Here is a 13,067-nt window from a genome sequence, read left to right as displayed (position 1 = left end):
GGGTGGAACCGTATCGCAAGCTGCTGCCAACGGTATGTCAGTGCAGGGGCTTTGGCTGTAGGACGAGGCCGGTGCCCCCCACGTTCGGCCTAGGGTGGCTGCGGAGGGCTCGGCGTTTTCACATCCCCTAGGATGAAGGCACACAACAAGGAGACCGGGCATGAAAGCAATCGCCTTCATCGCCGGCCTGCTGGCCGCGACCGCGGTGCAGGCCAACGAGCCGATCACGCTCAAGGTGCATCACTTCTGGCCGCCTGGCGCCATGCCACCGACACAGATCCTGGCGCCCTGGTGCGACAAGATCGCCGCCGACTCGGGCAATCGCCTCAAATGCCAGGTCTACCCGGCCATGCAGCTGGGCGGCACGCCGGCCCAGCTCATCGACCAGGTCAAGGATGGTGTCGTCGACATCGCCTTCACGCTGCCGGGCTACACGGCCGGGCGTTTCCCCATCATGGAGGTGTTCGAGCTGCCCTTCATGACGAACTCGGCCGAGGCCGCCTCGCGCGCGGCCTGGGATTTCTACGGCAAATACGCCGTCAAGGAGTTCGCGACCGTCAAGCCGCTGATGTTCGCCACGCATGACGAGGGCTATCTGCACACGCGGGAACGCCAGATCAAGACCCTGGCCGACTTCAAGGGGCTGAAGCTGCGCGCGCCGACGCGCCAGACCAACAAGCTGCTCAGCAGCCTGGGCGCCTCGCCCGTGGGCATGCCGCTGCCCGCCGTGGCCGATGCCGTCAGCAAGGGCACCATCGACGGCTTTGCGCTGCCCTGGGAGGTCATCCCATCGGTCAAGCTGCACGAGATGGTCAAGTACCACACCGAGACCGACCCCAGCCGGCCGGCCCTGTACAGCGCGGTCTTCGTGCTGGCCATGAACCCGGCGCGCTACGACAGCCTGCCGGCCGACCTGAAAGCCGTCATCGACAGGAACTCCGGCGCCGCGCTGTCGCAGGCCGCGGGCCGCACCTGGGACGCCAGCCAGGCGCCCGGTCGCAAGCCGGCGGTAGACCGCGGCAATGTCTTCTACACGGTGCCTGCCGCCGAGGTGGACAACTGGATCAAGGCCAGCCACCCGCTCTACGACGACTGGGCCGCCGACATGGACAAGCGCGGCCTGCCCGGCAAGCAGATGTTGAGCGAGGCCCAGGCGCTGTTGGCCAAGTACAAGAAGTGAAATGGCTTGAGAAGCTGGCGGCGGCCTTCGCGCTGCTGGGCGGCCTGTGCGCGCTGCTGGTGGCGGGCATGACGCTGTGGAGCGTCATCGGCCGCAACCTGTTCGCGCATCCCATCCCGGGCGACATCGAGCTGAGCCAGATCGGCGTCGCGCTGGCCATCGCGCTATGCCTGCCCTGGTGCCAGTTCAGGCGCGGCAACATCATCGTGGACTTCTTCACCCAGGCCGCGCCCGAGCGCGTCAACGGGGGGCTGGACCGCTTCGGCGCGCTGCTGCTGGCCGTCATGCTGGGCCTGCTGGCCTGGCGCACCGGCATGGGCGCCGTGGCCATCGACGAGGCCGGCGAGCAGACCATGATCCTGGGCCTGCCGATGTGGTGGGCCTATGCCATCCTGGCGCCGGGGCTGGCGTTGACGGCGGTGATCGCGGTGGCGCAGGCGGTGAGGCGATGACCCTCGGGCTCGTCATCTTCGGCCTGATGCTCGCGCTGATGGCCCTGCGCGTGCCCATCGCCGCGGCCATGTTCATTCCCGGCGCGCTGGGCTATGCCTGGATGAGCAGCGACGCGGCCCTGCTCAACCTCATCAAGGGCTCGGCCGTCGCCCGCCTGACGGTCTATGAGCTGTCCGTCATCCCGCTCTTCCTGCTGATGGGCCAGTTCGCGACGCAAGGTGGGCTGTCGAAGGCGCTGTTCCGCGCCGCGGCGGCCTGGGTCGGGCATTGGCGCGGCGGCCTGGCCTTCGCCGCCATCCTGGCTTCGGCCGCCTTCGGCTCGGTCTGCGGCTCGTCGGTGGCCACCTGCGCCACCATCACCCAGGTGGCCTATGGCGAGATGAAGGCGGCCGGCTATCACGGGCGGCTGTCGACCGCCGTGCTCGCCACCGGCGGCACGCTGGGAATCCTGATCCCGCCCTCGGTGCCGCTGATCGTCTATGCCATCCTGACCGAGCAGAACATCGCCAAGCTGTTCGCCGCGGCCTTCATCCCGGGCCTGATCGCAACGGCGGGTTATCTCGCCGTCATCGCCATCACCTGCCGGTTGCGGCCCCACCTGGCCGTGCCGGGGCCGCGCCACAGCTGGAGCGAACGCTGGCGGGCTCTGCTGGGCGTGTGGCCGCTGCTGGCCATCTTCGTCGTCGTCTTCGGTGGCATTTATGGCGGCCTGTTCAGCCCGACCGAGGGCGCGTCCATCGGCGCGCTGGCGACGCTGACGAGCGGCCTGCTGTCGGGCGAGCTGCGCGGCGAAGGGCTCAAGCGTGCGCTGCTCGGCACGGCCGAGACGACGGCCATGGTCTTCATGATCTTCCTCGGCGCCGACATGATGAATTCGGCCCTGGCCCTGACGCAGATGCCGACGCATCTGGCGCAATGGGTGGGCGGCCTGCCGGTGCCGCCGCTGGCCATCGTGGCCGGCGTGCTGGCCTTCTACGTCGTGCTCGGCTGCGTGATGGACGAACTGTCCATGTTGCTGCTGACCATCCCCGTCATCTTCCCGACCATCATGGGCCTGGACCTCTGGGGCCTGGCGGCCGAGCCCAAGGCGATCTGGTTCGGCATCCTGGTGCTGATGACGGTCGGCATCGGCATGCTGGCGCCGCCGGTGGGGCTGAACGTCTATGTCGTCAACGGCATGGCGCGCGAGGTGCCCATGAACGAGACCTACAAGGGCGTCATGCCCTTCCTGGCCAGCGACGTGCTGAGGCTGCTGCTGCTGCTCTTCGTGCCCGCCGTCAGCGTCGGCGTGCTGCGCTGGCTGTGACGAACCAGGCCACGGCCAGGCCGAGGGCAATGCCGACGCTGTCGGCCACCACGTCGTGCCAATCGGCCTCGCGCGGCGGCAGAAAGCTCTGCGCGATCTCGATGGCGATGCCGTAGCCGACCAGCGCAATCGCCAGCCAGATCCACTGCCGCGGCCGCTGCCACAGCGCCCAGACGCTGCTGAAGGCCAGCGCGGCGAAGGCGAGGGCGTGGTTGGACTTGTCCCAGCCGGTGGTGAGGGTCTTGGGTGGCACCGGGCTCAGGGCCAGCCAGGTGATGACGATGAGCAGCACGGCGAGCAGGGCGCGCCACAGAACGCGGCGCTCGGGGGCGGTGCAGAGATGCAGGATCAGCTTGGGCATGGCGGGCGGCATTGTGGCGTGCCCGCCTGCGGCCCTCACTTCATTTGCAGCATCCAGGCCTTGGCCTGGCGCAGGTGGGCCGCCAGCTGGGCCTGGGCCGCACCGACGCCCGGGTCCGTCGGGTTGAGTTTCTCCATCAGGGCCGCGTCGATCAGTGCACGCGAGTCCGAGTTCAGCATCCAGTTCATCGAGGGCTGGCGCTGGCTCGGCACGGCGGGCAGGCGCAACTCCGCCACCTGGCCGCAGCCGCCGATGCGCTTGATGAGCTCGACCGTCGAATCCCGGCCGCGGGCGCCGTTGCTGTTCAGGATGCCTTGGGCCGGTGCGACGACCTCGTTCAGGCCCATATGCGTCGCGCGGTAGCGGCGCCCGTCCAGCGGCTGGGCATCGGCGGCCGTGGGCGCGTCACGGCACAGCCAGTCGTCGACCAGGGCCGGCGTGTTGCCCAGCAGCAGCAGGCGCAGCCGCGAGCGGTCCAGGATGCCCTGGCGGGCGCAGTCGTCCTCGGGCTTGCAGACCTTGAGCCGGCCGCTGGCCTCCAGGTCGCGCAACAGGTCGGAGAGGGTCAGTGTCGCGCTGGCCTCCACATAGCCGCCGTCACCCAGGCGGTCCCAGACGCGGCCGACATCGCCGTTCTCCTCGTCCTTGTGCGCCTCCTTGAAGATCACAGCCGCTGCCGGGCTGATGTAGGGGAAGCGCGCGCTGTTGTGCACGGCCTGGGCCAGCGTCATGCGGTCGACATCCAGGCCGAGCGAGGGGTCGAGCAGGTCGATGCCGTCGCCATTGGCCAGCAGGAAATCGGATTGGTAGACGCGCTGGCCGCGCGACAGGGCCGTCGTGTTCAGGGCCAGCAGCGGCAGCCATTCGGCCGGGGTGGCACGGCCGTGCAGGGCCGTCACCGGCTCGGCCCAGGGGTTGGGGTGGGCCGTCGGGCGCAGTGGGCATTGGCGGGCCAGGCTCTGCGGCCAGTCACGCGTCCAGGCACGCTCCAGGCCGAGTGAGCGGTCCGCACCGGCAACGGCCACGGGCAGGAAGCGCTGCACGAGGTCGGGGTAGAGCATGTCGCCCACCGGCGTGGCGAGGTGATCGCGACCCGTGAAGTCGCGCACCAGCTTCCAGGGCGTGCATTGAGCGGCGTCGATGGCCTGGCGGCGCGCGTCCACGGCGGCGACGAAGCTGGCCGCACCCAGGGCCCCGCCGGAGGTGCCGCTGATGGCGAAGACGGAGTCGGCGAAGTTGACGCCTTGCAGTTCGCCCAGCTCCTGCAGGCGCGCCAGGGAGGCGCTGCCCCAGTAGGCGGCACGCGAGGCGCCGCCGGCCACGGCGACGAGCACGAGGGGGCGTTTGCCGTCGGCACCGACGCTGCTCATCCAGGCCTGCAGCCAGGCGTCGGCTGGCTGACGGGGCGCGACGGCGCTGCGCGCACTGCGGTCGGGGTCGGCCACGCGGTGGTTGTCGTTCAGCGGCGCGAAGGCCACGAAGAGCAGCACCGGCAGGGCGGTGAGCGGCATGCGGATCAGCGCCTTGGGCACATAGGTCAGCAGGATGCCGCCGAAGACGATCCAGCTGCCCATGGCCAGCAGCACCAGGGCCGGCGAGCCGATGGCGCGCGCCGTGGCCTCGGGCCAGGCCACGAGGGCGGCGAACAGGCCCCATTGCAGCAGCAGCACCAAGGCGATGAGGACGCGCGACGGCGTGCCCATGCGGTCCTCGCGCTCCAGCAGCGCGATGGCCTCGCGCCGGCCGTCGAGTGCGAGGAGGCGCGCCAGCCGCGAGCCCGTGCCGAGCTTGAGCAGCCAGGCACGGCGCTTCCAGACGAAAAGATAGAGGGCCAGCGTCACCGCCAACAGGCCGACGCCGATGAGGCGTTCACGCTCCTGCATCAGGAAGAAGGCCGCGATGGGCAGGCCGCCACCGAGGATGAGCCCGCGCGGCAGCCAGCGGCGCAGGCGTTCGGCAAAGCGCGGGTTCATGCACTCGCCGAGCGTGTCGGGCTTGAAGCGGCGGTCCAGCAGCAGCCGGCTCACATACCAGGCCAGCAGCAGCCACAGGCCGAAGGCGAAGACGAGAACGGCCGTCTGCGCGCTGCCCACCTCCAGCGACAGCAGCGTCTCGCGGGCCTGCTCCAGCCCCAGCAGCACGGCGATGCCGGCGATGACGATGCCGACCGGGAAGGCGCACAGCCCCAGCACGCGCAGCAGATACAGCATCCACGGCACATCGCCCTCGGCTGCGGGCGCGGCGGAGGGCGGTTCGGGCGGAGGAGGGGGCGTGGGTTCCTCGGACTTTGGCGGCGGCGGCGGGGAAAACTGGGGCGGCGGCGCGGGATCGCGGGGTGGGTAGACGACCGGAATCAGCATGGCCCGCACTCTAGCCGCGGGGCGCATGCCGTCCAAGGCCGGCGCGGTACCGTGGTGCCCCCTGGGAAACCCTGGCTGGCAGGCGCTGCGCCCGCAGACCGATACAGTCCTGGGGGACAACGGTGTCGGGGAGAGAAAACATGGACAACGGTCAACTGTTGCAGCTGGTGGGCAGCGTCGTCGTGGGCGGCGTGCTGGGCGGGGGCGCTGTCTACGCCTGGGCGGCCAAGCGACTCAAGCGTGAGCACGAGCGCGTGACGCATGTGGAGCAGTCCCGCCAGCTCGGCGCCCAGCAGCTCACGCAGGCGCGCAAGCAGGTCGAACAGCTGCAGCGCGAATGCCACGAGCTGCGCCTGGCCGTGCGGCCAGGGGCACGCCCGGCGCCTGCACCGGAAGTGCCACCGGCGGTGGACCCCGCCGTGGCTGCGCGCCTCTATGCCGAGTCCAAGCTGCAGCCGCCTGCCGCGCCGGATGCGCCCAAGCCCTTCAAGGACACGGTAGTGATGCCACGCTCCCAGTACTAGGGAAGCGCTGAGCACACCCCGCGCAGGGCCTTGTCACTGCCGGGACAAGACTGCTGCGAGCACGCTGCCTAGAATCGAACGGTCGTTCTATTCTGGGCCGGCTGCAGCAGACGCAGTGGGCCCGCCAACCGAGGTCGTGCCCATGACAGCCCATTACGAAGTTCGCGGCATTGTTGCCGTGATCACGCTCGACAACCCGCCGGTCAACGGTCTGGGTTTCGCCACCCGCGCCGCCGTCGCCGCTGGCGTCGAGCGCGCCGAAGCCGATCCGGCCATCACGTCGCTCGTCATCACCGGGGCCGGCAAGGCCTTCTCGGGTGGTGCCGACATCAAGGAGTTCGGCTCGCCCAAGGCTCTGGCCGAACCCAATCTGCTGAGCCTCATCTCGGTGGTCGAGAACTGCAGCAAGCCCGTCGTCGCCGCCATCCACAGCGTCTGCATGGGCGGTGGCCTGGAGCTGTCCCTGGGCTGCCACTACCGCGTCGCGCAGACCGGCACCAAGGTCGCGCTGCCCGAAGTGAAGCTGGGCCTGCTGCCCGGCGCCGGCGGCACGCAGCGCCTGCCGCGCGCCCTCGGCGTGGAGCCCGCGCTGAACATGATCGTCAGCGGGGAGCCGGTCGAGGCCCAGATGCTGGCCATGGTTCCCGGCCAGAAGCTGTTCGACAAGATCGTCGACGCCGACGTCGTGGATGCCGCCGTCAAGTTCGCCGAGGAAGTCTCCGAGAAGCGCCCGCTGCCCAAGGTGCGTGAGCTCAAGGCCCGCCACCCCAACGCCGAGGCCTATTTCCAGTTCGCCCGCAACATGGTGGGCGGCATGAGCAAGAACTTCCCGGCGCCGCTGCGCTGCCTGGAAGCCGTGGCCGGTGCCGTCAACCTGAAGTTCGACGACGGCATGCGCGCCGAGCGCGAGGGCTTCGCGGCGCTGATGATGACGCCCGAGTCCAAGGCGCTGCGCCATCTGTTCTTCGCTGAGCGCGTCGCCAGCAAGATCGCCGACGTGCCCGAAGACACGCCGCTGCGCACCATCGCCAAGGTCGGCGTCATCGGCGCCGGCACCATGGGCGGCGGCATCTCGATGAACTTCCTGAACGCCGGCATCCCGGTCACCATCCTGGAGACCAAGCAGGAAGCCCTGGACCGCGGCGTCGCGACGATCAAGAAGAACTACGAGGCCCAGGTCAAGAAGGGCAAGCTCAAGGAAGACAAGTACGCCCAGCGCGTGGCGCTGCTGAGCACCACGCTGAGCTACGACGACCTGAAGGACTGCGACCTCATCATCGAGGCGGTGTTCGAGGAGATCGGCGTCAAGGAGGCCGTGTTCAAGCAACTGGACGCCGTCGCCAAGCCCGGCGCCATCCTGGCGTCCAACACCTCCACGCTGGACGTCGACAAGATCGCCTCCTTCACCAAGCGCCCGCAGGACGTGGTGGGCATGCACTTCTTCAGCCCGGCCAACGTGATGAAGCTGCTGGAGGTCGTGCGCGGCAAGGAAACCGCCAAGGACGTGCTGGCCACGGTGATGGCCATTGGCAAGAAGATCAAGAAGACGGCCGTCGTGTCGGGCGTCTGCGATGGCTTCATCGGCAACCGCATGATCGAGCAGTACAGCCGCCAGGCCGGCTTCCTGCTGGACGAGGGCTGCAGCCCGCAACAGGTCGACAAGGCGGTCGAGAAGTTCGGCTTCGCGATGGGCCCGTTCCGCATGGGCGATCTGGCCGGCAACGACATCGGCTGGGCGATTCGCAAGCGTCGCGCCGTCGAGCGCGCCAACATGAAGTATTCGGCCAGCGCCGACCGCCTGTGCGAACTGGGCCGCTTCGGCCAGAAGACGGGCGCCGGCTGGTACGACTACCTGCCCGGCAAGCGTGACGCGATCCCGTCGCCCGTCGTCGAAGAAATGCTGGCCAAGCACCGCGAAGCCATTGGCGCCAAGAAGCGCGACATCAGCGACGAAGAGATCGTGCATCGCCTGGTGTTCTCGCTTGTCAACGAGGCGGCGCATCTGCTGGAAGAAGGCATCGCCCAGCGCGCATCCGACGTGGACATGGTCTACCTGACCGGCTATGGCTTCCCCATCTTCCGTGGTGGCCCGATGTGCTACGCCGACACGCTGGGCCTCTTCAACGTCGTGCAGGCGATGAAGCGCTTTGCCAAGAACCCGATGGACGACGGCGCGTTCTGGACGCCCGCCCCCTTGCTCGCGCGCCTGGTCGCCGAAGGCAAGAGCTTCACCTGATCAAGGACACGACATGAGCAACGCACTGATTGTTTCCACTGCCCGCACCCCGCTGACCAAGAGCTGGAAGGGCGCGTTCAACATGACCCATGGCGCGACGCTGGGCGGCCACGCCGTCAAGGCCGCCGTCGAGCGCGCCGGCATCGATGGCGGCGCCATCGAAGACGTGCTGATGGGCTGCGCCAACCCGGAAGGCGCCACCGGCGCCAACATCGCGCGCCAGATCGCGCTGAAGGCCGGCCTGCCGGTCACCGTGAGCGGCGTCACCATCAACCGCTTCTGCTCCAGCGGCCTGCAGACCATCGCGATGGCCGCGCAGCGCATCATCGCGGGCGAAGGCGACGTGTACGTCGCTGGCGGCGTGGAAAGCATCTCCTGCGTGCAGCAGGAAATGAACAAGCACATGCTGGCCGACCCGGCCCTGATGAAGCTCAAGCCCGAGATCTACTGGAGCATGCTGCAGACCGCCGAGAACGTGGCCAAGCGCTACAACATCTCGCGCGAGCGCATGGACCAGTACGGTGCCGGCAGCCAGCAGAAGGCCTGCGCCGCGCAAGCTGCCGGCCTGTTCAACGCCGAGATGGTTTCGGTGACGACGACCATGGGCGTGGCCGACAAGGTCATGGGCCTGATGAGCAAGGAAGTCACCGTCAACGCCGACGAAGGCCTGCGCGAAGGCACGACCTACGACAGCATCAAGGACCTGCGCACGGCCCTGCCGGGCGGCGTCATCAGCGCCGGCAATGCCAGCCAGTTCAGCGACGGCGCCGGTGCCTGCGCGCTGGTCAGCGAGCAATACGCCTCCACCCACAACCTCAAGCCCATCGGCCGCTTCCTCGGCTTCGCCGTGGCCGGTTGCGAGCCCGATGAAATGGGCATCGGCCCGGTGTTCGCGGTTCCGAAGGTGCTGAAGAAGTTGGGCCTGACGGTCGCCGACATCGACCTGTGGGAACTGAACGAAGCCTTCGCCGTGCAGGTGCTGTACTGCGCCGACACGCTGGGCATCCCGATGGACCGCCTGAACGTGAATGGCGGCGCGATTGCCGTCGGCCACCCCTACGGCGTGTCGGGCCAGCGCCTGACGGGCCATGCCCTCATCGAAGGCAAGCGCCGTGGCGCCAAGCGGGTGTGCGTGACGATGTGCATTGGTGGCGGCATGGGCGCTGCGGGCGTGTTCGAAGTCCTCTGATGAGCGTCTCGCCTGAGGTCTTTCTGGCGATGGGCCGCGAGGTCCTCGCCCAGCAGCCGTTCAGTGTGCTGCTCGGTTCGGAACTCGCGGCGCTGTCACCGGGCCAGGTCGATCTGCAATTGGCGCTCAAGCCTGAGCACCTGCAGCAGAACGGTTTTGCGCATGGAGGCATCGTCAGCTACCTGGCCGACAACGCGCTGACCTATGCCGGCGGTACCGCGATGCAGGTGCCCGTCGTGACCTCGGAGTTCAAGATCAACTACGTGCGCCCCGCAGTGGGCGAGCGGCTGATTGCCCGCGCCAGCGCGGATGCCGTCAGCAAGACGCAGGCGGTGTGCCGCTGCGAGGTCTTCGCCGTCAAGGACGGCGCCGAGAAGCTCTGCGCACTGGCGCAGGGCACCATCGTTCGTCTTTCCCAGGACTGAGATGCAGGTCGACCTCGACACGCTGCGCGGTTTTTTCCGCTCGGCGCCCTTCATGGTCGACCTGGGCGTGGAGCCGACGGCGGTCGAGCCGGGGCGCGTCAGCACCCAGCTCGTCATTGCCAAGCGGCATTGCCAGCACACCGGCGTTGTCCACGCTGGCGTCGTCGCGGCGCTGGCCGACCACTCGATGGGTGCCGCGGCACAAACGATGGCTGCTGAAGGCCACTGGGTGCTGACGGCTGAATTCAAGACCAGCCTGCTGCGCGGCGCGAGCGGCGAGCGGCTGGAATGCGAGGCCTGGGTCATCAAGCCCGGCCGACAAGTCTCTTTCACCGAGGCCGAGGTGTATGCGGTGGCGACGGGCGGCGAGCGCAGGCTCGTGGCCAAGGCCAGCGGCACCATGGCCGTCACGACACAGGATTAGCAGCAATGCGCGAGACCCTGGACTTCCTGCTCTACGACTGGCTGCACGCCGCCGACCTGACGGCCCGCGAGCGCTTCAGCGACCATTCCCGCGAGACCTTCGGCGCGGTGCTGGACACCTGCGAGCGCATCGCCCGCGAGAAGTTCGCGCCCAGCTACCGGCTGATGGACACCGAGGAGCCGCGCTTCGATGGCGAACGCGTGCACCTGCCGGCGGCGACGCTGGAGGCGGTCGATGCGCTGGTCGAGTCCGGCATGCTGGCCGCGACCCACGACTACGACGTGGGAGGCATGCAACTGCCCTGCCTCGTCGAGACGGCCGCCAATACCTTTGTCAGCAAGGCCAATGTCCACGCCGGCTCCTACGCCGTGCTGACGACCTGCAACGCCAATCTGCTGATGGAGCATGGCAGCGAACGCCAGCGCGAGGTCTTCGCCAAGACGCTGCTGGCCGGCCAGTGGTTCGGCACCATGTGCCTTTCGGAGCCGCAGGCGGGTTCGTCGCTGTCCGACGTGGTCACGCGTGCCGAGCTGGAAGACGAGAACGATGCCCTCGGTCCGCGCTACCGGCTGCGCGGCAACAAGATGTGGATCTCGGGCGGCGAGCATGAGCTGCGCGAGAACATCGTCCACCTGGTGCTGGCCAAGGTGCCGGGCCCGGACGGCAAGCTGATCCCCGGCACCAAGGGCATCTCCCTCTTTATCGTGCCCAAGCAGATGGTGGGTGCCGATGGCCGGCTGACCGGCGAGCGCAACGACATCGCGCTGGCGGGGCTCAACCACAAGCTCGGCCACCGTGGCACCACCAACTGCCTGCTGAACTTCGGCGAGGGCAAGTTCCAGCCGGGTGGCAAGTCCGGTGCAGTCGGCTATCTGGTCGGCAAGCCCGGCGAGGGCCTGCGCTGCATGTTCTTCATGATGAACGAGATGCGCATCGGTGTCGGTCTCGGTGCCGTCATGCTGGGCTATGCCGGCTACGAAGCCAGCCTCGAATACGCCAAGCAGCGCCCGCAGGGCCGGCCCATGACGACGGCGGGCAAGGATGCCGCCAGCCCGCAGCGGCCCATCATCGAACACGCCGATGTGCGCCGCATGCTGCTGGCGCAGAAGAGCTATGTCGAAGGCGGCCTGGCGCTGGAGCTGTACTGCGCCCGCCTTGTCGACGAGCTCAATACGGGCGACGCCAAGGCCGAGGCGCAGGCCCTGCTGGACGTGCTGATTCCCATCGCCAAGAGCTGGCCGAGCGAGTGGTGCCTGGAGTCGAACTCGCTGGCCATTCAGGTGCTGGGCGGCTATGGCTACACACGCGACTTTCCCGTCGAGCAGCTCTGGCGCGACCAGCGGCTGAACATGATCCACGAGGGGACCCACGGCATCCAGGCGCTGGACCTGCTGGGTCGCAAGGTGGTGCAGCAGGGCGGGGCGTCGCTGGCGGCTTTGGCCACTCGCGTGCAGCAGACGATCGAGCGCGCCATGCAGACCGATTGGGCGCCGCAGGCCAACCAGTTGGCTGCTGCATTGGCCCAAGTCGGCGGCGCTACCAAGAAGGCCTGGAGCACTGGCGAGCCCGAGGAGGCCCTGGCCAATGCCACGCCCTATCTGCAGGCCTTCGGCCACACCGTGCTGGCCTGGATCTGGCTGGACGTGATGTCGGCCGTCAACGGCGACAGCGACTTCGCCCATGGCAAGCGCGCCGCCGCCCGCTATTTCTTTGCCTACGAGCTGCCCAAGATTGGCGCCTGGCTGGACGTCGTCGCACGACGCGAGCCGCTGTGCCGCGAGATGAAGCCTGAGTATTTCTAAGGAGACTTTTGATGAGCACCAAGGTTCAAGACCTTTTCGACCTCAGCGGCCAAGTGGCCCTCGTTACCGGCGGCTCGCGCGGCCTGGGCCTGCAGATCGCCGAGGCGCTCGGTGAAGCCGGCGCCAGGATCATGCTGACCTCGCGCAAGGCGGCCGACCTGGAAGAGGCTGCTGCCCATCTGCAGGCACGCGGCATCGACACCCGCTGGATCGCGGGCGACGCGGCCAAGGAAGAAGACGCGCAGCGCGTCGTCATGGAAACGATGGAGCGCCTCGGCCAGATCGACATCCTCGTCAACAACGCCGGCGCCAGCTGGGGCGCGCCTGCCGAGGAGCACCCGATCGAGGCCTGGGACAAGGTCATGGACCTGAACATCCGCAGCCTCTTCGTCTTCGCGCAGGCGGTGGCCAAGGCCAGCATGATCCCGCGCAAGTCGGGCCGCATCATCAACGTGGCCTCCATCGCGGGTCTCGGCGGCAACTCGGCCGTCATGAAGACCATCGCCTACAACACCAGCAAGGGCGCGGCCGTGAACTTCACGCGCGCGCTGGCCGGCGAGTGGGGCCAGTACGGCATCACCGTCAACGCGCTGGCGCCGGGCTTCTTCCCGAGCAAGATGACCAAGGGCCTGCTGGCCGCCGTCGGCGAGGAAAAGATGGCCGCCCACGCGCCACTGAACCGCATCGGCGACGACGACGACCTGAAGGGCGCGGCCCTGCTGTTCGCGTCGCGCGCCGGCAAGCACATCACCGGCCAGATCCTGGCCGTCGACGGCGGCGTGTCCGCCATTCACGGGGGATGATCGG

11 protein-coding genes and 1 pseudogene are annotated in these 13,067 nt (G+C 68.5%); 10 read left to right on the top strand and 2 right to left on the bottom strand.

Annotated features, from left to right (window positions below; all coding sequences use genetic code 11):
* Nucleotides 1–160 precede the first annotated feature (160 nt).
* Genes AC1D2H_RS00400 through AC1D2H_RS00390 form a run of 3 tightly spaced genes read left to right on the top strand, consistent with a single transcriptional unit; the run spans nucleotide 161 to nucleotide 2,939 of the window.
* A complete protein-coding gene (locus AC1D2H_RS00400; RefSeq protein WP_477934733.1) occupies nucleotides 161–1,180 on the top strand; it encodes a TRAP transporter substrate-binding protein in 1,020 nt (339 codons plus the stop codon).
* On the top strand, nucleotides 1,177–1,632 hold the full coding sequence (locus AC1D2H_RS00395; protein ID WP_477934731.1) for a TRAP transporter small permease: 456 nt from the start codon (nucleotides 1,177–1,179) through the stop codon (nucleotides 1,630–1,632). The genes AC1D2H_RS00400 and AC1D2H_RS00395 overlap by 4 nt, the downstream gene beginning before the upstream one ends.
* Complete coding sequence (locus AC1D2H_RS00390) at nucleotides 1,629–2,939, top strand: TRAP transporter large permease (RefSeq protein WP_477934729.1); 1,311 nt, start codon at nucleotides 1,629–1,631, stop codon at nucleotides 2,937–2,939. The genes AC1D2H_RS00395 and AC1D2H_RS00390 overlap by 4 nt, the downstream gene beginning before the upstream one ends.
* A 61-nt stretch (nucleotides 2,940–3,000) precedes the next feature.
* On the opposite strand, the pseudogene AC1D2H_RS00385 reads toward AC1D2H_RS00390, so the two are convergent.
* Both AC1D2H_RS00385 and AC1D2H_RS00380 read right to left on the bottom strand, forming a co-directional pair.
* Nucleotides 3,001–3,300, bottom strand: a pseudogene (locus AC1D2H_RS00385) (VanZ family protein); the annotation flags it as partial.
* A gap of 35 nt (nucleotides 3,301–3,335) precedes the next feature.
* Complete coding sequence (locus AC1D2H_RS00380) at nucleotides 3,336–5,660, bottom strand: hypothetical protein (protein ID WP_478009473.1); 2,325 nt, start codon at nucleotides 5,658–5,660, stop codon at nucleotides 3,336–3,338.
* 140 nt (nucleotides 5,661–5,800) lie between these two features.
* On the opposite strand from AC1D2H_RS00380, the gene AC1D2H_RS00375 reads away from it, so the two are divergent.
* From AC1D2H_RS00375 to AC1D2H_RS00345, 7 genes are all read left to right on the top strand, one after another.
* Nucleotides 5,801–6,184 (top strand): hypothetical protein, encoded by a 384-nt coding sequence (locus tag AC1D2H_RS00375; protein ID WP_477934725.1) that lies wholly within the window; start codon nucleotides 5,801–5,803, stop codon nucleotides 6,182–6,184.
* Nucleotides 6,185–6,326: 142 nt separating this feature from the next.
* Nucleotides 6,327–8,420 (top strand): 3-hydroxyacyl-CoA dehydrogenase NAD-binding domain-containing protein, encoded by a 2,094-nt coding sequence (locus tag AC1D2H_RS00370; RefSeq protein WP_478009472.1) that lies wholly within the window; start codon nucleotides 6,327–6,329, stop codon nucleotides 8,418–8,420.
* 13 nt (nucleotides 8,421–8,433) lie between these two features.
* A complete protein-coding gene (locus AC1D2H_RS00365) occupies nucleotides 8,434–9,609 on the top strand; it encodes an acetyl-CoA C-acyltransferase (RefSeq protein WP_478009471.1) in 1,176 nt (391 codons plus the stop codon).
* Nucleotides 9,609–10,034, top strand: coding sequence for a PaaI family thioesterase (locus tag AC1D2H_RS00360; protein ID WP_478009470.1), 426 nt, complete (start codon nucleotides 9,609–9,611; stop codon nucleotides 10,032–10,034). The genes AC1D2H_RS00365 and AC1D2H_RS00360 overlap by 1 nt, the downstream gene beginning before the upstream one ends.
* 1 nt (nucleotide 10,035) lies before the next feature.
* Nucleotides 10,036–10,458: a PaaI family thioesterase gene (locus AC1D2H_RS00355; RefSeq protein ID WP_478009469.1), complete on the top strand. Its 423-nt coding sequence runs from the start codon at nucleotides 10,036–10,038 to the stop codon at nucleotides 10,456–10,458.
* 5 nt (nucleotides 10,459–10,463) lie between these two features.
* Nucleotides 10,464–12,260 (top strand): acyl-CoA dehydrogenase, encoded by a 1,797-nt coding sequence (locus tag AC1D2H_RS00350; RefSeq protein ID WP_478009468.1) that lies wholly within the window; start codon nucleotides 10,464–10,466, stop codon nucleotides 12,258–12,260.
* A gap of 11 nt (nucleotides 12,261–12,271) precedes the next feature.
* A complete protein-coding gene (locus AC1D2H_RS00345) occupies nucleotides 12,272–13,063 on the top strand; it encodes an SDR family oxidoreductase (RefSeq protein WP_478009467.1) in 792 nt (263 codons plus the stop codon).
* The last annotated feature ends 4 nt before the right edge of the window (nucleotides 13,064–13,067 follow it).

The organism is Roseateles sp. P1_C1_2 (assembly GCF_056406535.1).
The sequence above is the reverse complement of the archived record's forward strand: the minus strand, read 5'-3'. Positions and strand labels throughout refer to the sequence as shown.